This is a genomic window from Synechococcus sp. R55.3 (genome assembly GCF_047461975.1).
Classification (GTDB): domain Bacteria; phylum Cyanobacteriota; class Cyanobacteriia; order Thermostichales; family Thermostichaceae; genus Thermostichus.
On the sequence record NZ_JANSIG010000017.1, the window covers coordinates 12,370 to 33,745 of the forward strand.

The 21,376-nt window shown below is 58.1% G+C and carries 20 protein-coding genes and 1 tRNA gene; 15 read left to right on the forward strand and 6 right to left on the reverse strand.

What is annotated here, in order from left to right:
* Positions 1 to 12 precede the first annotated feature (12 nt).
* The 9 genes from NW849_RS04405 to NW849_RS04445 all read left to right on the forward strand — a co-directional run bounded on the left by NW849_RS04405 (position 13) and on the right by NW849_RS04445 (position 12,793).
* Entirely contained in the window at positions 13 to 1,194 is a 1,182-nt protein-coding gene (locus NW849_RS04405) for a pyridoxal phosphate-dependent aminotransferase (RefSeq protein ID WP_414356129.1), read from the forward strand.
* 158 nt (positions 1,195 to 1,352) lie between these two features.
* A complete protein-coding gene (locus NW849_RS04410; protein ID WP_011433472.1) occupies positions 1,353 to 2,153 on the forward strand; it encodes a ParA family protein in 801 nt (266 codons plus the stop codon).
* A gap of 1 nt (position 2,154) precedes the next feature.
* Positions 2,155 to 2,988 carry a hypothetical protein gene (locus tag NW849_RS04415; protein ID WP_414356130.1) on the forward strand — a complete coding sequence of 278 codons (834 nt, stop codon included), beginning with the start codon at positions 2,155 to 2,157 and terminating at the stop codon, positions 2,986 to 2,988.
* A gap of 294 nt (positions 2,989 to 3,282) precedes the next feature.
* The gene (locus NW849_RS04420; protein ID WP_414356131.1) at positions 3,283 to 4,908 is read left to right on the forward strand and encodes a peptide chain release factor 3; all 1,626 of its coding nucleotides are present in this window, start codon (positions 3,283 to 3,285) and stop codon (positions 4,906 to 4,908) included.
* Positions 4,909 to 5,094: 186 nt separating this feature from the next.
* The gene (locus NW849_RS04425; RefSeq protein ID WP_414356133.1) at positions 5,095 to 6,330 is read left to right on the forward strand and encodes an aminotransferase class V-fold PLP-dependent enzyme; all 1,236 of its coding nucleotides are present in this window, start codon (positions 5,095 to 5,097) and stop codon (positions 6,328 to 6,330) included.
* Positions 6,331 to 6,480: 150 nt separating this feature from the next.
* Positions 6,481 to 9,144: a TIGR03960 family B12-binding radical SAM protein gene (locus NW849_RS04430; protein ID WP_414356166.1), complete on the forward strand. Its 2,664-nt coding sequence runs from the start codon at positions 6,481 to 6,483 to the stop codon at positions 9,142 to 9,144.
* 714 nt (positions 9,145 to 9,858) lie between these two features.
* Positions 9,859 to 12,030, forward strand: a complete 2,172-nt coding sequence (locus tag NW849_RS04435; protein ID WP_414356136.1) for an Rne/Rng family ribonuclease — start codon at positions 9,859 to 9,861, stop codon at positions 12,028 to 12,030.
* A gap of 35 nt (positions 12,031 to 12,065) precedes the next feature.
* Complete coding sequence (locus NW849_RS04440) at positions 12,066 to 12,707, forward strand: ribonuclease HII (RefSeq protein WP_414356138.1); 642 nt, start codon at positions 12,066 to 12,068, stop codon at positions 12,705 to 12,707.
* Between the two features lie 12 nt (positions 12,708 to 12,719).
* Positions 12,720 to 12,793 (forward strand) — tRNA-Arg (locus tag NW849_RS04445).
* Positions 12,794 to 12,810: 17 nt separating this feature from the next.
* Here the strand turns inward: NW849_RS04445 and msrP are convergent.
* From msrP to gvpA, 6 genes are all read right to left on the reverse strand, one after another.
* Positions 12,811 to 13,767 (reverse strand): protein-methionine-sulfoxide reductase catalytic subunit MsrP, encoded by a 957-nt coding sequence (gene msrP / locus NW849_RS04450; protein WP_414356140.1) that lies wholly within the window; start codon positions 13,765 to 13,767, stop codon positions 12,811 to 12,813.
* Positions 13,768 to 14,091: 324 nt separating this feature from the next.
* Positions 14,092 to 14,511, reverse strand: a complete 420-nt coding sequence (locus NW849_RS04455) for an LptA/OstA family protein (RefSeq protein ID WP_414356141.1) — start codon at positions 14,509 to 14,511, stop codon at positions 14,092 to 14,094.
* 72 nt (positions 14,512 to 14,583) lie between these two features.
* Positions 14,584 to 14,919, reverse strand: a complete 336-nt coding sequence (locus tag NW849_RS04460) for a gas vesicle protein (RefSeq protein ID WP_414356142.1) — start codon at positions 14,917 to 14,919, stop codon at positions 14,584 to 14,586.
* Positions 14,920 to 14,960: 41 nt separating this feature from the next.
* Positions 14,961 to 15,845, reverse strand: coding sequence for a gas vesicle protein GvpN (gvpN, locus tag NW849_RS04465; protein WP_414356144.1), 885 nt, complete (start codon positions 15,843 to 15,845; stop codon positions 14,961 to 14,963).
* A 79-nt stretch (positions 15,846 to 15,924) separates the two neighbouring features.
* Positions 15,925 to 16,956, reverse strand: coding sequence for a gas vesicle protein GvpC (gene gvpC, locus NW849_RS04470; protein WP_414356146.1), 1,032 nt, complete (start codon positions 16,954 to 16,956; stop codon positions 15,925 to 15,927).
* A gap of 289 nt (positions 16,957 to 17,245) precedes the next feature.
* Positions 17,246 to 17,464 (reverse strand): gas vesicle structural protein GvpA, encoded by a 219-nt coding sequence (gene gvpA, locus NW849_RS04475; protein ID WP_011429717.1) that lies wholly within the window; start codon positions 17,462 to 17,464, stop codon positions 17,246 to 17,248.
* Positions 17,465 to 17,870: 406 nt separating this feature from the next.
* Between gvpA and NW849_RS04480 the strand changes: the two genes are divergently transcribed.
* The 6 genes from NW849_RS04480 to aroH all read left to right on the forward strand — a co-directional run bounded on the left by NW849_RS04480 (position 17,871) and on the right by aroH (position 21,273).
* Positions 17,871 to 18,089: an Hfq-related RNA-binding protein gene (locus NW849_RS04480; protein WP_041437389.1), complete on the forward strand. Its 219-nt coding sequence runs from the start codon at positions 17,871 to 17,873 to the stop codon at positions 18,087 to 18,089.
* Positions 18,090 to 18,412: 323 nt separating this feature from the next.
* A complete protein-coding gene (locus NW849_RS04485) occupies positions 18,413 to 19,096 on the forward strand; it encodes a V4R domain-containing protein (protein ID WP_414356148.1) in 684 nt (227 codons plus the stop codon).
* Positions 19,093 to 19,344, forward strand: coding sequence for a hypothetical protein (locus NW849_RS04490; protein ID WP_414330906.1), 252 nt, complete (start codon positions 19,093 to 19,095; stop codon positions 19,342 to 19,344). Before NW849_RS04485 ends, NW849_RS04490 begins: the two co-directional genes overlap by 4 nt.
* 36 nt (positions 19,345 to 19,380) lie before the next feature.
* Positions 19,381 to 19,839 carry a hypothetical protein gene (locus NW849_RS04495; protein WP_414330903.1) on the forward strand — a complete coding sequence of 153 codons (459 nt, stop codon included), beginning with the start codon at positions 19,381 to 19,383 and terminating at the stop codon, positions 19,837 to 19,839.
* Between the two features lie 269 nt (positions 19,840 to 20,108).
* The gene (locus tag NW849_RS04500) at positions 20,109 to 20,795 is read left to right on the forward strand and encodes a V4R domain-containing protein (protein WP_414356150.1); all 687 of its coding nucleotides are present in this window, start codon (positions 20,109 to 20,111) and stop codon (positions 20,793 to 20,795) included.
* Positions 20,796 to 20,898: 103 nt separating this feature from the next.
* Positions 20,899 to 21,273, forward strand: a complete 375-nt coding sequence (gene aroH / locus NW849_RS04505) for a chorismate mutase (protein ID WP_011433434.1) — start codon at positions 20,899 to 20,901, stop codon at positions 21,271 to 21,273.
* Positions 21,274 to 21,376: the final 103 nt, after the last annotated feature.

Sequence of the window (21,376 nt, forward strand, 5' to 3'; positions counted from 1 at the left end):
GCTCCCTGACCGATGGTGTCTGCTGGCTTGTCCCAACGGGTCGCCCATCTATCCCCTTCCCCCACGTTGTCCATTTCGGCTCTGGCTAAAGCCATGCAGGCAGAGGGGCTGGATGTGTGTAGCTTGAGCGCGGGCGAGCCGGATTTCGATACGCCTGACCACATTCGGGCCGCGGCCATCCGTGCTCTGGAAGAGGGCAAAACCCGTTACGGCCCCACCGCCGGGATCCCCGCTCTTCGCCAAGCAGTGGCCGACAAGCTGCGGCAAGAAAACAGCCTGCAGTTCAGCCGTGACCAGATCCTGATCAGCAACGGCGGCAAGCAAACCCTGTTTAACCTGGCCATGGTGCTGCTGGATCCCGGCGATGAAGTGATCCTGCCTGTTCCCTACTGGGTCAGCTACCCCGAAATTGCGGCTTTGGCAGGGGCAAAGGTTGTGCGGGTGCAGACGGAAGAGGCCCAGGGGTTCAAGCTCACCGCCGAGCAATTGCGCCAGGCCCTCACCCCCCGCAGCAAGCTGCTGATTCTCAACTCACCGGCCAACCCTACCGGAGCCGTTTACCACCGGCACGAGCTGGCAGCTCTGGCAGAGGTGATCCTCTCGGCCCCCCATCTGTACGTGATCTGCGACGAGATCTACGAAAAGCTGGTCTACGGACAGGCCCGCCACATCAGCCTGGGATCCCTTTGCCCTGACTTGATGCCGCGCCTGATTCTCAGCAGTGGCTTCGCCAAAGCTTACGCCATGACCGGCTGGCGGGTGGGCTACTTGGCCGGGCCCAAGCCCATCATCGAGGCAGCCATCAACCTGCAAAGCCACAGCACCTCCAATGTGTGTACCTTCGCCCAGTACGGCGCTCTGGAAGCCCTGACCAGCCCCCTATCGGCAGCGGCTGTGGAAAAAATGCGCCAAGAATTCTGGCAGCGGCGGGATCTGATGCTGGACGAGATCCGCACCTTGCCGGGGGTGACTTGCCCAGAGCCGGAGGGCGCATTTTATGTGTTTGTCAACATCGGCCAAACCGGGTTAAGTTCGGTGGAGTTTTGCCAGCGGCTACTCAGGGAACACCATGTCGCTGCCGTGCCGGGAGTGGCCTTTGGAGCAGATTCCTACATCCGCCTTTCCTACGCTGCCGACCGCACCACCCTCGAAAAAGGGCTGCAGCGGCTGCACCGGTTTGTGTCTTCCCTCTGAGAATTCAATCCGAGGATCGAAAAGAACTGAGGAAGCTCAGCTCCCAGCGGCTGGATCCCTGTAGGCCATTCCCAGCGGCGGGATCCCTATCTGAAGTGTGAACACTATTGCTTAACCCTAGCTATAGTGTTAGGGGATGGGCTACGAGGGGATAACTCATGTCTGGCAGAACGGCGCTTGTCATCACCGTTGCCTGTTTGAGTGGGGGATCCGGAAAGACCACAGCCGCCCTCAACCTGGCCATCATGTTGGCCGAGCATGGCAAGACGCTGGCCGTTGACTTTGATCCGCAGGGCAACTTAAGCCAGTGGATGGGCTGGACGGATCTGTCCGAGTCGGCCACCATTGCCGAGACGATTCTGCCGGGGGCGGATCGGGTTCACATTCGGGAGATTATCCGTCCGCCGTTGAATGAGGATCGCCAGGAGCGGCTGTGGTTGGCCCCCAGCGATTACAGTCTCTCGCGGGCCATGGATGCGATCGTGATGGAGCCGGGGCGGGAGCTGTTTTTGAAGCGGGCTTTGCGACCGATTTTGCCGGAGTATGACTTTTTGGTCATCGACAGCCCCCCCTCGAAAGGGTTGCTCACCTACAACAGCATTCTCAGCGCCGATCTGCTGGTGGTGCCGACGGAATGTACCCAAAAGGGGGTGATGGGGGCCCTAAGTACCCTGGTGCTGTTGAAAGAATTGGAAGAGCTGGATTTTCATGTGCCCAAGTTTTTGGGGGTGCTCCCCACACGGGAACAGTGGGTGGGCAACAACCGCACCAAAATGTCGCGGGCCGCGGTGGAAGCCTTGGCGGAAATGATGCAAGGGATCCCCATTTTCACGCCGGTGCGGCAAAGTACAGTGGTGCAGCAAACCAACAGCATGGGCTGGTCGTTGGCGGAGGCGGGGGAAGATCTCCTGGCCCAACCTTATCGTGAGGTCCTCAAGGCTGTGTTGGAGGCCCGCTAACATGGCTACCGCCAAGAAGCCTCCCAAAAAAAAATTGCCCACCGGCCCCACCAAGGCAGATTTGCTCTCGCGCATGGGGGTGAATAAGCAGCCAGAGCCGATGGAACCTGCACCTACGGCTGCCGATGGCGTTGAGGCTCCGCACCGTCCAGAGGACAACAGGGGGACGGATTCCCTGGATCTGCCTCACCCTGCGGCATTAGATGTTGAGCCCGATCCATCTGCCGCCGCCTCGTCCCCTCTGTGCCAGGTTGCCACAACCCCACCAGAGGCAGGACGGATGCCTCTCCTGGCCAGTGTGCTCTCCACACCTGAAGCTCCTTCTCGGGATGCGGATCCCTTGTCCAACTTGTCGCCCGCTCCGGTCGAGGTGGAAAGGGTTGCCTCCTCACCCCAGGTCAGTCTGGCCAAATGGGCCAATACTTCGCTGCCAACTGAAAAGCCAGCCGAGCTTTTGCCCCCTGCTACTGCTTGCACCGACAATGGGGTTCGCCGCAATGGCACCCCCAATGGGCAGGGTGCCCAGTCGGATCCCCGTGAAGCTCTGGATGCACAACTGGGCTTGCAAAAGCTCACCCTCAAATGGTCTGTCGAGAGGGTAGAAAAGCTGGGATCCCTGGAAAGCGCCACCGGGCTACCGGGCGAGATTTTGCTGGAAGTCCTGCTGGATCATTGGGAACAATTGCCCAAGCCCTTGCAGCAAGATTGCCTCCTGCAAGCCCACCGCATTCGCGTCGAGCGGCTGGTGATCAGCCAAAACTTCACCATTGCCACGATTGAGCAACTGCTCTTCACGTCAGCGTTGCGCAACAACAACGAGCAGCATCTGCTTTGAGTTCTGGCCGGTTGGCCTGGGAAATTCCCCCTCAAGATCTCCGCCAGTATGCCAGACAACAGGGATCCCTGTTCCTGTGCTAGGGTCAAAATGGTTCTGTTGGCTTTTCGCGCTTTTCGGCCTGTGCTCTCTCCCCCTCGCTACCTGGCGGCAACCCAACCTCATTATTCTCAAGCGTATTTCCCACTGATTTTCTATTTTTTCCTTCTCCGTATCTCTCCCATTCTTTAGGGGACAACATCGCGGCGGAATCTTCTTTAAGGCGACCAGGTTGTAGTGGAGCGGCAACAGTTGATGAAAGAACTTGATTTGGCCAAAGCTGTAGAGCAACGGCGCACCTTTGCCATTATTTCCCATCCCGATGCGGGGAAGACCACCCTCACCGAAAAGCTGCTGTTGTACGGGGGGGCCATTCAAGAAGCGGGAGCTGTGAAGGCCCGTCGGGCGCAAAAGCGGGCCACTTCCGACTGGATGGAACTGGAAAAGCAGCGGGGTATTTCCATCACCTCTACCGTCCTGCAATTTGATTACCGCAACATTCGTCTCAATCTGCTGGATACTCCCGGCCACCAGGACTTCAGCGAAGACACCTATCGCACCCTGGCAGCGGCTGACAATGCCGTGATGCTGGAAGATGCCGGCAAAGGGTTGGAAACCCAGACCCGCAAGCTGTTTGAAGTGTGTCAGATGCGGGGGCTGCCGATTTTTACCTTTATCAACAAGATGGATCGCCCAAGTCGGGATCCCTTGGAGCTGATGGATGAAATTGAGACAGAACTGGGCCTCAAGCCCTATCCTGTCAACTGGCCAATTGGCTCAGGCGAGCGGTTTACTGCGCTATTTGACCGCCGAACTCAGGAGTTTCATTTCTTTGAGCGGGTATCTGGGGGGCGGCTAAGAGTTCAAGATACCGTCATTAAACTTGGGGATCCGCAAATTGAGGAGTTGATCGACAAGGACTTGTATTACCAATTCAAGGAAGAGCTGGAACTGCTGGATGGTCTCATGCCCACCTTGGATCTAAAACAGGTGCATTCTGGCAAACAAACCCCGGTCTTTTTCGGCAGTGCCATGACCAATTTTGGGGTGGAGCTTTTCCTCAATGCATTTTTGGAGTATTCCTTACCGCCAATGCCTCACGAGAGCACTGCTGGGCTAATCCCGCCCGAACATCCTGAGTTTACGGGCTTCGTCTTTAAACTGCAGGCCAACATGGATCCCCGCCATCGGGATCGCGTCGCTTTTGTACGCATCTGCTCCGGCAAGTTCGAGAAGGATATGGTGGTCAACCATGCCCGACTCAATCGTTCGATCCGTCTATCCTATCCCCAGAAATTGTTTGCTCAAGAGCGCATCTCTATCGACGAAGCTTACCCTGGGGATGTGATCGGCCTGAATAATCCCGGCATCTTCACCATTGGGGATACCATCTACACCGGCCCGAAGCTGCGCTACGCCGGGATCCCTAGCTTTTCTCCTGAGCTGTTTGCCTACTTGAAGAATCCCAATCCTTCCAAGTTTAAGCAGTTCCAGAAAGGGGTAGCGGAACTGCGGGAAGAAGGGGCTGTACAAATCATGTACTCTATCGACGATTCCAAACGGGATCCGATTGTGGCAGCGGTGGGCCAGTTGCAGTTTGAGGTTTTGCAGTACCGCCTTGAAAGTGAATACAACGTCGAAACCCGACTGGAGATGTTGCCCTACACCCTGGCTCGCTGGGTCGAGAATGGCTGGAAGGCGCTGGAGAACATCCCCAGCTTGTTTAACACCCTAGTTGTTAAAGACATTCAAGACAGGCCCGTTCTTCTGTTTAAGAACGAGTGGACTTTACAGCAGTTTGTTGCCAGCAACCCCAAAATCAAGCTCAGCAAAATTGCCCCTATCTCGGATCTCGGCCCAGAATTGGGTGACGGCCAATAGATCAACCTAGGAGAATCCGTCTCAAAGAGCCTTAGGTTCTGACATTCAGTCGAGATGCCATTGGTCTCCACATCAGCGGTGTTGATAGGTGTTGATATCTTCGGATTTCTGAGCAAACCCCTCACACAGATCGCAGCAATTCCCCCATCTTTTTCCTGCATCGTCCAGGGACAGAGGGAGTGAACCATGCCTTTCTTCTCCAACCTGGGATCCACTTCTCCCCACTTTGGCGCTGCCCTCAGTGCTTGTGCGCCACTTTGCGAACGCTCCTTGTGGGGACTGGATCCGCAAGCCGTTTTTTTGAATCACGGCTCCTATGGCGCGACCCCGAAAAAGGTGTTGCAGGCCCAGAGTGTATGGCGGGAACGCCTTGAGGCTCAGCCGGTGCAGTTTATGGGAGAGGAACTTCCTCGAGCCTTGCGGGCGGCGGCAGCAGAACTGGCCCATTTTGTCGGGGCCGAACCCGAAAATTTGGTGTTTGTGGAAAATGCCACCAGCGGGGTGAATGCCGTTTTGCGCTCGCTGCGGTTCCGGCCAGAGGATCAGATCGCCTGCACCAATCACGGTTACGGGGCCGTTCGTCAGGCATTGCAGTACATCTGTGCCCAGTGGGGAGCCATCCCAGTTGAGGCGCAGATCCCTTTCCCCATTGCGGGGCCAGAGCAGGTTATCGCGGCCTTCGAGGCCATCCTCACTCCCCAAACTCGCCTGGCGGTGTTGGATCACCTCACCTCGCCTACGGCTCTGATCTACCCCCTGCCTGAGCTGATCGGCCTCTGTCGGGAGCGCGGGATCCCGGTTTTGGTGGATGGCGCCCATGCCCCCGGAGTTCTCCCCTTGGAGTTGGAAAAGCTAGGAGCCGATTGGTACACCGGCAATGCCCACAAGTGGCTGTTTGCCCCGAAAGGCTGTGCCTTTTTGTGGGTGGCCCCCTATCGACAGGCCCAAACTCATCCTACGGTGATCTCCCACGGCTATGGGCAAGGGTTCACAGCCGAGTTCGACTGGGTGGGCACACGGGATCCCAGCGCTTGGTTGGCCATTTCAGCAGCCCTGGCGTTTATCCAAGGGGTGGGACTGGACAACATCCGTCAGCACAACCACACTCTGCTGCTGCAGGCGCGGCAGTTGCTCTTGGAGGCTCTTGAGGGGATCCCGCCCGCCCCCGAAAAGATGTTGGGCTTTATGGCCACCCTACCCTTGCCGCCATTTTGGCAGCAGTGGATCCCTGAGCTGCCTCTTGGGGAGCGCGCCCGTCGCCTGCACGATTACCTGTGGCACACGTACCGCATTGAGGTTCCGATCATCCCCTTCGCCGGGCAGCTTTGGGTACGCATCTCGGCTCAGGTCTACAACCATTTGGCAGAGTACGAACAGTTGGCGCTGGCCTTGCAGCGTCCGCCGCAGAGTTTTCCCGGTTGAACAGACTTCACGACATTGCAAGTATGGTTGTTTCGCCTACCGGTAACCTGCAAACTTAGAGAGGCAAAGCGCTTTCCCTTGGGTTGGGTCTGCTCGAAGAGTTCGGCTAGAGTCAGATCAGTGGCTGTATTAACGTCTCGGCGGATCCCCATGCTCTCTCTGGCTGCAACTGAACCGCATCTGAGTCCCATCGATCTGGATCGCCTGCTTACCCCTGAGATTCAGCGGCCGGCCCGCTACTTGGGCAAAGAGTTCGGTGCCGTCCACCGTCCTTGGGATTCGGCGCGGGTGCGTTGGGTGCTGAGCTATCCAGAGCTGTACGAGGTGGGAGCTTCCAACCTGGGCCACCTCATCCTCTACAACATCCTCAACGCTCAGCCGGATCAACTGTGTGACCGCACCTACTTGCCAGGCCCGGATCTGGCGGCCCGCCTGCGGCAGTTGGGGATCCCGCTGTTTGCCGTGGAGTCCCGCCGCCCTCTGCGCGCCTTTCACATCATCGGCTTCAGCCTGGCTTACGAGCTGGGGGGCACCAACATCCTGGAGATGCTGGACCTAGCCGGGATCCCGCTCAGGTGGTGGGAGCGGCAGCCCTTTACCCCGGAAGAGTGCCCTCTGATCTTTGCCGGTGGGCCAACCGCCACTTCCAACCCGGAGCCCTTTGCCGACTTTTTCGATTTCTTCGTCTTCGGAGATGGGGAAGAGGTGCTACCGGAGATCGGCAAGGTGTTGGCCGGATCCCTGTCCCAGCCTCGCCGGGCAGTGTTGCTGGAGCTGGCCCAGGTGCCGGGGGTGTACGTGCCCCAGTTTTACGAGGGGATCCCGCCTCGACCCATTGTGCCTGGGGTGCCGGAGCGCGTCCGCCGTCGGGTGGCCCTGCCTCAACCCCAATACTCCGTCGGCCTGGTGCCTTTGGTGGAAACCGTCCACGACCGCCTGGTGATGGAAGTGCGGCGGGGCTGCACACGGGGCTGCCGATTTTGCCAGCCGGGAATGCTTACCCGCCCAGCGCGGGATGTGGATCCGGAAGCAGTGGTGGAGGCTGTGGTGCAGGGCTTGCGGAGAACAGGTTACAACGAATTTTCCCTCTCTTCTCTCAGTTGCTCCGACTACCTTTCCCTGCCGGCGGTGGGAGCGGAGCTGCACAACCGTCTCCTCAGAGAACACATTGCCCTTTCCCTGCCCAGCCAGCGGGTGGATCGCTTTGATGAGCAAATTGCCGCTATCATGAAGGGATCCCGCCGCTCCGGCCTCACCTTTGCCCCCGAAGCTGGCACGCAACGGCTGCGGGACATCATCAACAAGGGCCTCACCGATGCCGACTTGATTCGCGGCATTCGCACCGCCGTCCAAGAGGGCTGGGACAAAATCAAGCTCTATTTCATGATTGGCCTGCCCGGCGAGACCGACGCCGATGTCCTGGGGATCGCCCGCACCGTCGAGATGCTGCAGCGAGAATGTGCAGCCCTGGGTCGCAAGCGGGTGGAGTTTACCCTCACCCTCTCCAACTTCACCCCCAAGCCCCACACCCCCTTCCAGTGGCACCGGGTGGACTACGCCGACGTGCAGCGCAAGCAAACCCTGCTGCAGAAAGAGCTGCGGCGGCTGCGGGGCGTCAAAGCCCACTTCACCGACATCCGCTTCAGCATCCTGGAAGACTTTATTGGCAAAGGGGATCGCTCCCTGGGACAGATGATCGAGCGGGCTTGGCGGGCCGGTGCCGGCATGGATGCCTGGTGGGAAAGCATCGACACCGCCTATGCTGCCTGGGTGAGGGCCTACTGCGGCGAAGAGGTGGATCCTGCCGCCGATCCGGTCGCCCTCTGCGCCCATCTCCCCATCCGGGAATTGGGCCTGGAGGATCCCTTGCCCTGGGATCACATCGATACCGGCATTGACAAGAAATGGCTGCAAAAAGACTACCGCCGCGCCCTGGAAGCCCTCACCGTGGAAGACTGCTCCTTCGAGGGCTGCTCCGCCTGCGGCATCTGCGGCCCCGGCTTCGGCCACAACATCGTCATTCCCCCTCCGCCCGTCCCGCCCTTGCAGAGCAAACCCACCCCCACCCCGGATCCCCTGGAGCCGGAGCCACCTGCCCAGCGTTTCCGCATCACCTACGGCAAAACCGGGGATCTGCGCTGGCTGGGCCACCTGGATCTCATGCGCCTGTGGGAACGGGCCTGTCGGCGAGCGGGGTTACCTCTGGCCTTCAGCGGCGGCTACCACCCCATGCCCCGCCTGGCCAACGCCAACGCTCTGCCCATTGGCCAGGAAGGCTATGGCGAAATCCTGGATCTGGAGCTGCTGGATCGGCCTGAAGGTCCTCTGACGCCTGAGAAACTGCGCGCCCTTCTGAGCGAACAGCTGCCCCCGGAGATCCCCATCCAAGCCGTCCAAGAAATTAGCCTTCGGGATCCCTCGGCCACCGCAGCCGTTTACGCCGCCGAATATCAGCTTACGGTGAGCTGCGAGTTGCCCAAAGCCATTTGCGTCAGCGGGACGGAGTCCTCTTGGCCTGCCTGGGTCACCCAGATCCTAGACGCGCAGGAAATCTGGATTGAAAAAACCTCCAAGTCTGGCAAGTCCTCTCCCTTCAATGCCCGCGCCCTGCTTTACTACCTAGAGTTTCAGGGCCTGACCCCCGAGGGCAGCGCTTGCCTCCTTTACCGGGGCAGTTGCCGCAACGACGGTGCCTACCTGCGGCCCACCCATCTGGTTCAAATGGCCGAGTCATTGGGGTTGCCCCACTGGACACTACAGACGGCAAAGCGGCTGCGCCTGTTGTGGGAGAACCCCCTAGCCGATCCAGATTGAGCACTTCCTCTGGGAGCAACCCAAGGGCTAAGGGTCTGTCTGGGCTGAGGGATCCCACAAGCGCTATAATGCTGCTATTGCTGGCTCCTGTCGCTGTGGGGCTCGCCAGGCATCAACTTGACCAAAGGCGGGGTGAGCAGCAGGCAAAAGCTGGGCCGGATTTTGGAATGGAGACACTCTTAACTCAGTACCCAGGGCAGGTAACAGGCGTGATGGGGTCGAGTCGATAGGCGCAACAAAAAGGTGTGCCCCTTCGACCTAGCCCAGATCTCAATCTTACCCTGAGAAGGTGCTTCTTTCCCCGTGCAAACCCTGCCTTGTTGTGGACTCGGGCTAGGCCGCACAACTGGGGTTCTGCGATGGGCCAGCCTCCAATCTCCCGGAGCGGAGCCGTCTTGCTTTCTGAGCCTATTCAATAATCTCCATGCAAACCTCACCCCATCCATTCATCTCATCCGATGAGCTTTTATCCCCACAGCAGAAGCCCCCTGCTGTACCCACCAAGGCCAGCATTGGGCAGTTTACATAACTCGCCTCACCCATTGGAGAGCAAACAAAGCCAAGCGTCAAAGCAGAGCTGAGGGTAATGGACAGCCCCATGATGAGTCAATCCTGGTCAAAGAAACTTAAGCGGATCCCGGCAAAAGGACAACACCTCGCCAGAATGAGGGTTCAACCCGTAACCGCGTGCCCTTGGGGCGGGGAGGGAAGTTAATGCCCAGGCAGATTGTCATTGCCGAGCAACATCGAGTGGCAGCCGTCTTCGCCGAAGATCAAGTGCAGGAGCTGATCGTCGCCAGCGGCGCTCACCAAGTGGGAGACGTTTACGTCGGAATCATCGAGAACGTTCTGCCCAGCATCGATGCCGCTTTCGTCAACATCGGCCCTGCAGAGCGCAATGGGTTTATCCACGTCAGCGACCTGGGCCCGCTGCGCCTCAAGCGAAGTCATGCCTCGATTTCTGAGCTGGTCTTGCCGCAGCAAAAGGTGCTGGTACAGGTGATGAAAGAGCCTACCGGCAACAAAGGGCCAAGGCTTACCGGAGATTTGGCCTTTCCAGGGCGGTATTTGGTGTTGCGACCCTACGGAAAAGGCGTTCATCTGTCCCGCCGCATTGAGGATCGAGAAGAACGCAACCGTTTGAAGTCGCTGGCCATTTTGATTAAACCCCCGCAGATGGGCCTGTTGGTGCGCACCGAAGCGGAAGGTGTGTCCGAAGAAGCGATGATCGACGACCTGGAGCAATTGAAGAAACTCTGGGAAGATATTCAACAGCAGTATCAGGCAGCACGGGGGCCGGGGCTACTCAACCGGGATGACGACTTTATTCAGCGGGTGCTGCGGGATGTTTACTCCGACGATGTGAACCGTATTGTGACCGACTCTGCGGCAGGAGCGAAGCGAGTCCGTAGCTATCTGCAGGGCTGGAACAAGGGCCAAATGCCCCCTGGTGTCGTTGTCGATGTCCACCGCGAGCCCACCCCCATTCTGGAGTATTTTCGGGTCAACGCGGTTATTCGGCAGGCGCTGCGGCCACGGGTGGATCTGCCCTCTGGTGGCTACATCATCATCGAGCCCACCGAGGCCCTGACGGTAATTGATGTTAACTCGGGCTCCTTCACCCAATCGGCCACTTCTCGGGAGACAGTGCTGTGGACAAACTGTGAGGCGGCTACCGAGATTGCCCGCCAATTGAGGCTGCGCAACATTGCCGGTGTGATTGTGGTGGACTTCATCGATATGGATTCCCGCCGCGACCAGTTGCTGGTTTTGGAGCATTTTAACAAGGCCCTCTCCAGCGACAAAGCTCGCCCACAGGTGGTCCAACTGTCGGAATTGGGGCTGGTGGAGCTCACCCGCAAACGGCAGGGGCAAAGCCTTTACGAGATCTTCGGCTATTCTTGCCCCACCTGCGAGGGGCTGGGGATCCTAGCCCGCTTGCCGGGGGCCGAGCCAGGGCATCTGTTAACAATAGAAAGCGGCCTGACGGTAACGCTACCCACCGAGGCGGAAGGAGGGGATGAGGAAGAGGCCGGCCCGATCCTGCCCCGCGATGGCAACCCCCAACGGGCACGCCTGCGAGTGGGGAGCGATGGGCTGTCTCGAGGCGATAGCCGTGCGCTGCTGCGGCGGTCGCGCTCTGCCCCCGGACAACGACGCCCCAGCCCGGATCCCTTTACGACTTCAGACGATCTGGAGGAAGAGCCACGGGTTGAAACGGGACGCAAGCGTCCCCGTGAAGACTGGGGGGATCCCCGCACTGGCCAGCGCCTCGTTGCCCGGAGCCTGGATACTCCTGTAGAAGAGGAAGCCCCAGAGCCGATGCAACTGCCAGGGGGCGGAGCAGACCTAAAGCGTCAAGAACCCCGCCGTTCTGGCCCTGGGGAAGAGGCAGAATCCGCCTCACGCAAAGATCACACTTCCCCAGCCCGCACCGTTCGCGCCAGCGGGACGGAGTCCTCAGAAGGCCGTCCGGCTCCGGTACGGCAAACCGTCACCGTGGAGATGACCCCGTTACAACAACGGGTCTACTCGGAGTTGGGGCTGTCGCCGCTGTTGCTGCTTGACCAGCCGCCGCCTTGGGGCCGAGACACGGCGGTTAGGGTGGTTCTGCCGGGAACTCTAGAGGCGGAAAGTCCGCCCAGGATGGAGACTGAGGCAACTTCTCAGACAGAGGAGTTTGCACCCGAACCGGATGCCTTGCAGGAGAAGGAGCCGCTGGACAACCTCTCTCCACCCGAACTTTCTGAACCCGAAATCCCTTCTGCTGAATCGTTCGTGCCAGCAGTGCAGAGCAGCTTGGCCGAGCCAGCCGCGGAACTGGGGATCAGCCCTGCCCAGCAATCTCCAGCAGCCTCCAGGCGACGGCGCTCCCGCAGCAGTTAGGCGCTGCTCTCAAGCCCAGGGGCAGGCATGGGAGTATGGTGGAGCGGGCAAGGCCGAGTTTGATCTGGGAGGGATCCCTTTGGCAGCAAGGGATCCTGCGGGTGGCGGGGGTGGATGAGGTGGGGCGGGGAGCCCTGGCTGGGCCAGTGGTGGCGGCGGCGGTGATTTTGCCGGCCCAGATGGATCCCAAAGAACTGGAGGGAGTGAGGGATTCCAAACAACTGCGTCCGCAGCAACGCGCTCAATGGGCGGAACGGATTCGGCAGGTGGCTTTGGCTGTGGGCGTTGGCAGTGCCTCTGCTGCTGAGATCGACCGGCTCAACATTCGCCAGGCCACGGTGCTGGCCATGCAGCGGGCTTTGGCCGAGTTGGATCCAATCGAACACATTTTGCTGGATGGATTGCCGCTGGCCGAGCTGGGATCCCGGCAAACGGCCCTGGTCAAGGGGGATCACATCAGCCTCTCCATTGCCGCTGCTTCAGTTGTGGCCAAAGTCTGGCGAGATGCCTTGATGCAGAGCTGGGATCGGCAGTACCCCGGCTACGGCTGGCGCACCAACGCTGGCTATGGCACGCGGGAGCACCGACTGGCGTTGCAGAACTTGGGGCCCACCCCGCAGCACCGCCGCAGCTTTGCCCCCTTGGCAGAACTGAAAGTCAGCAGATATGATGGTTAATGCAGTTGCATTGCCCACGTAGCTCAGTGGACTAGAGCACTGGGTTCCGGTCCCAGGTGTCGGAGGTTCGAATCCTTTCGTGGGCGTCTTCAGGCATATAAGTTCAGCCATATAAGTGGGCAACATACTCTCCGTACCCGTTGTAGGGCAAGGTGGGAACGATTTGCCACTGGGAACGGGATCCGAAACCGATCAAGACTTCCTGCTCCTGTGACCAACGGGGGTGGGGCACTCTGGGATCCACATTGGCCTCAAATCCATACTCCTCAGGGGCGAGGGTATTCCAAAACGTGGAGGGTTGACGGGCCAAAAACTCGATTTTGACGATGGATTTTCCCCCCTTAAAGCCATACTTCCAGGGAACTACCATGCGAATTGGCGCTCCGTGCTGTTTGGGCAACGGCTTGCCATAAACGCCGAGGGCAAAAAAGGCCAACTCGTTGGCCATTTCCTCGATCCGCAACCCTTCCGTGTAGGGCCAAGGCAAGTTGGGGGGCCAGATTGGGCCAGGCATAATTTCCGGATCGTAAAAGGAAGTGAAGCGGACAAATCGAGCCGTCGGCAAAGGATCCACCCGTTCCAGCAACAGCCGCATCGGAAAGCCCAACCACGGCACCACCATCGCCCAGGCTTCCACACAGCGAAAGCGATAGATGCGCTCTTCGAGGGGGAAGTTAAACAGATCTTCCAGGCCCAACCGCTGAGGATGCCGCACCAGCCCGGTAATCTCGACAGTCCAGGGATCCGTGGGCAAAGCCTGTGCAGCCCGCCAGACGCGCTTTCCGGAGCCAAACTCGTAAAAGTTGTTGTAACGAGTGGCTACAATCTCCTCGGTGACGGGCCTGCCCACATCCGAAAAGTGGGGGTTGAGTGGGATCCCCCTCAGCTCTCGTTCTACCGAGGGAGCAGCTCCCCTGCTGCCAAACCCAAAAATAGAAAAACTGGCTCCCACCCCAACGGATCCCAGTTGCGCTAGAAATTGCCGCCGGCTGAAAAACATCTCTTCTGGAGTGACCTGTGCCTCTCGTTGCCAGGGGTGAGGAACTCGGATCCCGAACATCCATCAGCCATCCTTTGATTCAGAGTCAGGGAAAAAGTCTGCCGCCCGAACTACTACATCCTAAATGAATTACTACATCCTAAACGGATCTAAGCCGACATTCCCCGAGCTCGTTTCCAGCGCTGCCCCATGTGTAGTCATTTCAAATGTAGTCATTTCAAACAGCAATGAAACGATTTGTTATGTCTGTCCCTGGCTCCCCTCTCCTTTTGAGAGAGGGGTTGGGGGTGAGGGAAACCCTGCAGGCTGGGATGATCGGTGACGAAATCACGGTATAGCCGTGTTGGCTGAGTCCGTGCTGCTGGAAAAAAGTGTGGGGATCAGCTAAGGGCTTGAGGTGGGTTCCGGCAAAACGTAAATAGACTCCACTTGCCGCCCTGCCGATGGCACTGCCTGGATGGTGCCCTTGTCGATGTGGTAGATGACCTTCTCTGCTTGCAACTGATTTTCCCCTTGGTTGATGATGACTTGGCCCTCCAGCTCAATGCGTTGCTCCTGGCTGTAGTAAACAGCTCTTTGGGCACGGGCCGTAAGCCGCTCGGCAGGAAAACTGAGGGTGACATTGCCGATGGCCGTAAAAACCCCTGTGTTGGCGTTGGCCTCCTGCACATCGGCGCTGATGCTGATGGCACGGGGATTCTGACCCCAAGCCGGGATTCCAAGGGCCAGCACCACACCCACAGCCCAGCCCAGCGTCCCTAGCCGCTGCCAACCCTTCCGGTCAAACGCCATCTCCAAAGCCATGCCCCATCACCCCGTCAAACCACCCCAGCAGCCAGTCTAGCTTCTCAATCCTGGTCATAATGGCGGGGCAGCCTACTGATCCGTTCCCTTTCCCCCCTGGGGCAGAGCTTGGGCAAGCTGTCTTTCCAATTCGGCAACGCGCTGCATGAGCTGTCGGTTGGCTTCCAGCAGCTCCCGCGCCTGGCTGTTGAGATAGGGATCCGATTCCCACCAATTGATGCCGATCTCCTTGGCCTTATCCACCGAAGAAATCAGCAGGCGAATGCGCACATTCAGCAACTCCACATTGCCCACCGAAACGGTGATGTCTCCGGCGATCACAATGCCCTTGTCCAGCACCCGCTCCAGCACATCGGCCAGCGAGGAGCCATGAGTAGCCGTGGTCAAGGGTTGAGAGCTAATCGGCACAGGGTTAATCGACCTCCAAAGCGTACCAACAGGCAAAAGACTCAGCCAGGCAGTTGGTCTAGCAGATAATTCAGCAACTGGGATCCCTCTTCATAGCGCTTGCCAGCCCGGGGCAACAGCACATCCGCACACAAAGCGCGAAAATCGGCATTCTCTTTGCTAACTGCCAGCTCATGTTCCTTGACAATGCGCCCGATCATCAGACAACTGCGCAGGCTGGGGTGGCGCGTCAGATCCAGCTTGCGGCGAAAAGCCCGCACAATGTGGACGATCTTGAGGGCGTCGGGGCCGGATAAGCCTATTCGCGAGGTGAGAATCTCCTTTTCGGTCTCGATGTCCGGTTCCCCCATATCGATGGTGATCATCCGATCCAGCAGCGCATCTTGGGCCTTGTGAACCCCAGTGTATTCCTCCGGGTTAGAGGTAAAAATGGCCCGGAACTGGGGATGCACCCGCAGATATTCCGAGCGGTTGCTGTCCGGCGGCAACACCAGCAGCCTCTCCTCCAGAGCACTCAGGAGAGCATTGTTGGCCTCAGGGCGGGAGCGATTGAACTCGTCGTAGATGAGGGTAAACCCCTCTCGGCAAGCCAAGGTGAGGCGGGCATCCACCCAGCGCTGCTGCACATCCTCCTCCGTCTTCACCACCGAGTGAATGAAGTTGTCCACCACCCGCCGATGGGTAAAGCCGGTGCGCCCCCCAATGAGGTCGGAAGAATCGAAGCGGTCATCCCCATAGATCAGCATGATGGGGCGGCCCAGCAGGCTGGCCAGGTGCATCGCCAAAGTGGTTTTGCCTGTACCCGAAGGCCCCCGCAAGTGCACCGCAAAGCCCGATTGCAAATAGCGCAAAGCGCGGCGAGTAATCCGCTCAATATAGGGGGTGTTCACGAACTGGCGGGGACGCGCCTGCAGAACCGTGGCCATAGAGATACCCAACCTCTTTGCTGCCCTAGACTCTTTTGCCTTGACTATAGCCCGGATGTTCTCCCTGCGCTCTGTTCAACTAAACTGCGACCGCCCCCGACACCATGCGCCGCAACGTGACCAAGATTTCCGAGGGATCCACCCCCAGATCCACCGCGCCGCGGGCCAACAAATCCCGCACCCGTTCCCGATCCCCAATTACCTGCAGCAGGGTCAAGTTGGGATCCTGCGCTTGTAGATCACTCACATACTTGTTGACATAGTCAAGGATGGGATCCACCTGTTTCTCAACAGTAGGCGGAACTTCAGGGGGTTCAGGCGTTATTAAACCCTCCGAGGGCTGGGGCTGGGGAACAGAGACGGGAGCAGGCGGCTCCACCGGGGCTTGGTCTTTGGCTACGGGCGTTGAGTCAGAGGCAGATATTGGCGCCTCACCGGCAATCTCAACGGAACTGCCAGAACCTTCACCGGAAATGGAGACCTCAGGTTCTGGGGCGAGGACAGGGATCCCATTGCCCCACACCTGCTTATGCAACTCCGCCCGGAAAGTGGCCAGGGATCCCCGCAGGGCCTGGGCCTGAGCTTGCTGTTCCTGGGCCATCTGAGCCAGCTCCTGTCGAGCCATTTGCCGGAGAGCCTGTACCCACTGCCGCAAATCGGCGCAAAAAGACTGCCGCGCTTGCTGAGTTTTGTCGGCCATCGCCTGCCGAGCCTGCGTATAGGTGCTCAGCAAATGCTCCACAGCCGCAGTCAAGTTAGCCCGGAAAGCCTGCAATTGCTGCCGGCTGACTTCCAATTGAGCAGCCCGTTCCCGCTCCAGGCAAGCAAGACGCTCTGCCACCGACTTGGCCCGCTGAGCCGCCGCTTCCGAACGGGAGCATTCGTCCAGGGATCGCCTCACAGCCCGCTCCTGCCTCAGTTTCTGCAATTGGCTGCGGGTTTGCTCCGTCTGGTGCCGTATTGCTTCTTGTCGTTGCTGGCGGCGCTGCCCTAGCTCGGCCACCACAGCTCGGTGCTGCTCTAGGCGCTGCTGCCGGGATCGGCTTAACAAACTTCGATTCTGAGCCACCCGCTGGCTGCGGGCCATGGCCCATTGTTCCTGCAAACTCATGATCTCCAATCCCTCACGTCGTTTTCAATGCTTGGGTGGATACAGCTTCTCTGCCTGTTCCCAACTCGATGGCACTGCCAACCTGTAGCTCAGTGCGGCTGCAAGACTCAATCCTCGAACAAAACCCGCAGAAGCAAGGCAGAGACCGGCGGTGGATCCCTGCCTCGCTTTCCGACGGCTAGCTTCCTACGCCTCCGCCCAGAGAGCATAACTCATCCAACCATTGCGATGCTCAAGGCGAGAGGGTTGTGGGCACTTTCCTTGGTTGAGTGATTTTGGTTAGGCAGATTTAGACGGCAGGAGCAGCAGCAGTAGCCGTCAGACCCACAGCCTCAGCGTATTTCAGGTAGGTTTCCACGGAAGCCACAACGACGCGGGCTTCAATGGCCAACAGCTCGATCCCAACCAAAGAAACCCGCACCCAGGCATCGACCACGATACCTTTATCCAAGATGCGATCGATCACTTCGGCCAAGCTGGACGAGGAGTTCACTTTCTCTACTGCCATAACGATCTCTCCTGCACTGATACTGCTGATACTGATGAGGGTTGAAAAGGACAGACAACTCGGCGGCAAAATGGCATGTAGAAGGGATCCCAGCTGAGGATTCACCTTCCCTAGGGCGACAGCCGCACCCTCTATCACCCTAGCCCTATTGTGCTGGCTTTTTTCGGGGAGAACACCCGTAGATTCGCTTAAAAAAGACGGCGAACTCGAAAGGTTTACCGCTTTTCTAAGCGCCATCCCCCCTACATAGTACTCGCCAGCAGAAAAAATGGGCAAAGATGAGGGCGAGTTTTGAGCCCAAGTTGTGGAAGTGTGGTGGAGGGGCAGTGGGAAGCGGCAGGGATCCCCTATACTGGGGGCAGTGGGCTTGCTGACATACCGTTTCTCGCTGGCTGATAGGGCTGTCGTGACCGATTTCAACACCGGGATCCCGAGCGTGCGTCGCCTGCAGAAGGTCATCAAGGATCGGGAAACCCTCGAGGTCAAACTCAATACCGGAGATGTCTTCGTCGGCCAGTTGCGCTGGCAGGATCCCGATTGCCTCTGTTTAGCCGATGCCGAGGGGCGGGAGTCGCTGCTGTGGCGGTCTGCCATTGCTTTCATCAAGGTCAGGCCTCAGTCTTAAGTACTGCTCCGGATCCCTGTACAGCTCTTCTTCCCAATTTTTGAATAAATCTTTACAACAACTCAGGGCTTTTCTGTCTCCCTCTGAGGGCAGTTTTCTCCAGTTGACCCACTCCTGCTGGGTTTTTGGAGCGGTTGACTACCCTGCCGTCGCCCTGAGTCTATCCCAAAGCCGTCCCCCATTGCTCCGCAACGCTGTTGCAACTGCGTCAGCGGGCCGTAGGCCTTGAGGACGAGGCTTTAGACCCAGTTTTTTGGTAAAAGTGCCAATTAAGAAGGGTATGATAAGGAGTGTTAAAAAATCTGATCTCTCCTCACCCAACCATGACGACTGCCCCCATTGAGATACCTCTTCAGCCTGCCGCCCAACGGCATAATCACTACAGCCGCGAAGACTTTTTTCGCTTTGACCTCTCCCAGGGATCCCTTGTGGACTGGACGGGTGCCCGCAATGTCTTGGTGAGCGAAGACTTTATTCTGGGCTTGCAGCAGGGCCTGGAAGAAGAAGTGGGAGATGCCTCAGCTTCTCTGATGTACACCATTGGCCGAGAGTGGGGACGCAACGATGCCCTCCATTTTTCCCGCTGGTTTGAGGAGGAATATCGGCGCCAGCCCAAGCAGAGTAATCTCATGTTTCTCTTGGAAACCTGGTGGTGGCCTCTGACCTCCCAAGGATGGGGGCGCTGGGAGGTAGAAACCGAGAGTCGGCGGCAAGGGTTTATTTTCATCAACCTCTTTGACTCCGCCGTGGCCCGCACCCTGGGGGATGTCGGTAAACCTGTCTGTCATCTTTACGCCGGATTATTTGCCGGCTTTTTTAGCACCATGGTGGAACGGCAGCTCAACTGCATCGAGATCCAGTGCTATTCTATGGGGGAAAGCTACTGCAAGTTTTTGCTCGGCAGCAAAGATCGCATCGATGCGGCTGCCTTCTGGCTGAACGAAGGGGCCAGTGCCAGCGAAATTGCCCAAAAATTGCGTTCAGGCCAGGGAGTAGCCAAGGCATGACCTGGAAGATTACTTTAGAAGATTCGGTGCAAAGCTTTTTTGCCCGTCTAAATTGGGATAACCGCCCCCTACAGATGCGCTCTCTGCCAATGCCTTTTCTGCAAGTGCGGGAGCATTTTGGTTCCATCCCCTGGGCGGGGGATCCCCTGAGTTTGGCTGCGCATTCTCTGGGATCCCTGTCGGCAGCACCAGAACCCGAGCCGGCAGAAGAACAGATCACCTTGGCAGATCTGTTCAGCTTGTTTTGAGTCTCCTAGCACCCACTGACATCCGGAAGAAGCGAGATGGTAAGCCCCTTGGAGCAGATGCTGATCGAGTCGGAAGCCCGCTACCTCAAGCCAGAGGAGCTGGAGCATCTGAAGGCCTATGTTCTCGGCTGGCCAAAACGACAACATGTGTACCGAGTTTTGCGGGAACGGGAGAGCCAGGTGGTGAGCAAAACCCTAGATGCCCTGCAAAAGGAGATGCCCGACCTTTCTCCCCAAGTGTTGGATCTGTGCCGGCGACACCTGCTGTTGCTGCTGCGTCACAGCGCTATGGCCATGTTGCTGCAGGACGAAAACCTCCTGAAGGAGCGGCTGATCGAGTGGATGGAAGAAGAGGTGCGCCTGTACGGACTGCAGAGGGTTTATGAGGTTGCCTATCGGATTTTCCAGCAAGAGCTGAGAGACCATTTGGCTCCTGGAGAGTTGGAGTTTATCCGCCCTTTGATCACCCAGGTACAGGTGGCCTTGCTGTTTTAGAGCTAGATACTTTTTTGTTTTTTGCATTTTTCGGTGCTAGAGCGCTCTATCTCAACTAGCCGGAGACTTCAGTGTCGTTGGAGTTAATGTTAGCGTTGTAGTAAATCTGCCCAAGGGGTATTCAATTGCTGGAGGGATCGCCATAAGATTTGGAGCGTAAACAACCGTTCTCCCAGCTCAACAACCAACGAACTGTCAACTGCACCCTGCTCCTATTTGGATGCTTAAAGCTCAATAACGACTTGGATTGGATAACCAGGGGATCCCTTATGACCGGCACTAGCTCTATCTCCAATGGCTCAGTCAACTTCGATCCCTACACGCCCGTTTTGGCCAACTACTACACACCCAGCGCTTATCTGCGAAGCGATTTGGAATCGGGCTTACTGGAAAGTCGCCACGGTGAACGTCTCTTGGCCCTTCCAGAAGCATTGCTGCGGGGCATCTACACGGGCCTGGAATACGAGACTGGCCAGGCTGCTCGTTTGGTATTGCGCAACTGTGGTCGGATGTGGGGCAAGGAGTTTTTCCGCCGTTTTGCCCAAGAACTCTCCGACTACTACCAGAAGCCTTTGGCCGAGCTGGAGATGGGCCTTTTCCTGCAAAGTCTGAGACAAGCTTGGAAAACTCATGGCTGGGGATTGATCGAGATCGACTGGACTTACAAAGATCAAGGAGTGCTGGTGGTGTCGATTCGCAATTCTCCCTTCGCTGCCGTCACGCCTCCCCATTTCAAGCGGCCGATGGGCTTTCTGGAGGCAGGGCTGTTGGCCACCTGGTTTAGCCAGCTAACCGGCCAGGATTTGCTCTGCGTGCAAACCGCCAGCGAGGCTTTGGGAGCGAAGAGCAATTTGTTTGTCGTAACCGCTGCTGCCCGCCTCAAAGAGGGAGAAGCCTGGGTGGACTCCGGCCTCAGCCACGAGCAGATCCTGGAAAAGCTCCTGCAGCCCAGCTAGGCGATGGGGGCTGGTTTTCCCCAGAGGGATGGGATCCCAACAGGGATGAGTCTGTATAATTTTCTGGAAGCGAGGCGAGCTCAAGCGCACGAGGGTGTGGCCATTGGGGTGGCGAGTCAGAGCAATTCGGGGAGCCATCACCGTACCTACAAACAGTGCCGAGGCCATTGGCGCGGCGGTGGCTGAGCTGCTGGATACGCTAGAGCACCGCAACGCCCTCGATCCGGCTGAGTTGGTCAGCGTTATTTTTTCTGTTACTCCTGATTTAAATGCAGCTTTTCCCGCCCAGTTTGCTCGTCGTCGCCCCGGTTGGGAGTCGGTGCCTCTGTTGGATGTGCAACAGATGGAGGTGAGCGGCGACTTACCCCGTTGCATTCGGGTTTTGATCCAGTTGAATACTCCACTTGCTCAAGCGGACATGCAGCATGTTTATCTGCGAGGTGCCCGCGAGTTAAGGCCAGATCTCAGCACTGTTTGATCGATCCATACAGCACCAGCACAGGGTTGACACTCTCACCGACTAAAGTCGGGGGATTTCTACACTGGAGGTGGGACAGTCTGTTGCCATGGGCAACATGGGG

Coding starts and splice junctions, on each gene's coding strand:
- NW849_RS04405 (WP_414356129.1), top strand. CDS start 13: ATGGTGTCTGCTGGCTTGTCCCAACGGGTCGCCCATCTATCCCCTTCC.
- NW849_RS04410 (WP_011433472.1), top strand. CDS start 1,353: ATGTCTGGCAGAACGGCGCTTGTCATCACCGTTGCCTGTTTGAGTGGG.
- NW849_RS04415 (WP_414356130.1), top strand. CDS start 2,155: ATGGCTACCGCCAAGAAGCCTCCCAAAAAAAAATTGCCCACCGGCCCC.
- NW849_RS04420 (WP_414356131.1), top strand. CDS start 3,283: ATGAAAGAACTTGATTTGGCCAAAGCTGTAGAGCAACGGCGCACCTTT.
- NW849_RS04425 (WP_414356133.1), top strand. CDS start 5,095: ATGCCTTTCTTCTCCAACCTGGGATCCACTTCTCCCCACTTTGGCGCT.
- NW849_RS04430 (WP_414356166.1), top strand. CDS start 6,481: ATGCTCTCTCTGGCTGCAACTGAACCGCATCTGAGTCCCATCGATCTG.
- NW849_RS04435 (WP_414356136.1), top strand. CDS start 9,859: ATGCCCAGGCAGATTGTCATTGCCGAGCAACATCGAGTGGCAGCCGTC.
- NW849_RS04440 (WP_414356138.1), top strand. CDS start 12,066: ATGGTGGAGCGGGCAAGGCCGAGTTTGATCTGGGAGGGATCCCTTTGG.
- msrP (WP_414356140.1), bottom strand. CDS start 13,767: ATGTTCGGGATCCGAGTTCCTCACCCCTGGCAACGAGAGGCACAGGTC.
- NW849_RS04455 (WP_414356141.1), bottom strand. CDS start 14,511: ATGGCTTTGGAGATGGCGTTTGACCGGAAGGGTTGGCAGCGGCTAGGG.
- gvpN (WP_414356144.1), bottom strand. CDS start 15,845: ATGGCCACGGTTCTGCAGGCGCGTCCCCGCCAGTTCGTGAACACCCCC.
- gvpC (WP_414356146.1), bottom strand. CDS start 16,956: ATGAGTTTGCAGGAACAATGGGCCATGGCCCGCAGCCAGCGGGTGGCT.
- gvpA (WP_011429717.1), bottom strand. CDS start 17,464: ATGGCAGTAGAGAAAGTGAACTCCTCGTCCAGCTTGGCCGAAGTGATC.
- NW849_RS04485 (WP_414356148.1), top strand. CDS start 18,413: ATGACGACTGCCCCCATTGAGATACCTCTTCAGCCTGCCGCCCAACGG.
- NW849_RS04490 (WP_414330906.1), top strand. CDS start 19,093: ATGACCTGGAAGATTACTTTAGAAGATTCGGTGCAAAGCTTTTTTGCC.
- NW849_RS04495 (WP_414330903.1), top strand. CDS start 19,381: ATGGTAAGCCCCTTGGAGCAGATGCTGATCGAGTCGGAAGCCCGCTAC.
- NW849_RS04500 (WP_414356150.1), top strand. CDS start 20,109: ATGACCGGCACTAGCTCTATCTCCAATGGCTCAGTCAACTTCGATCCC.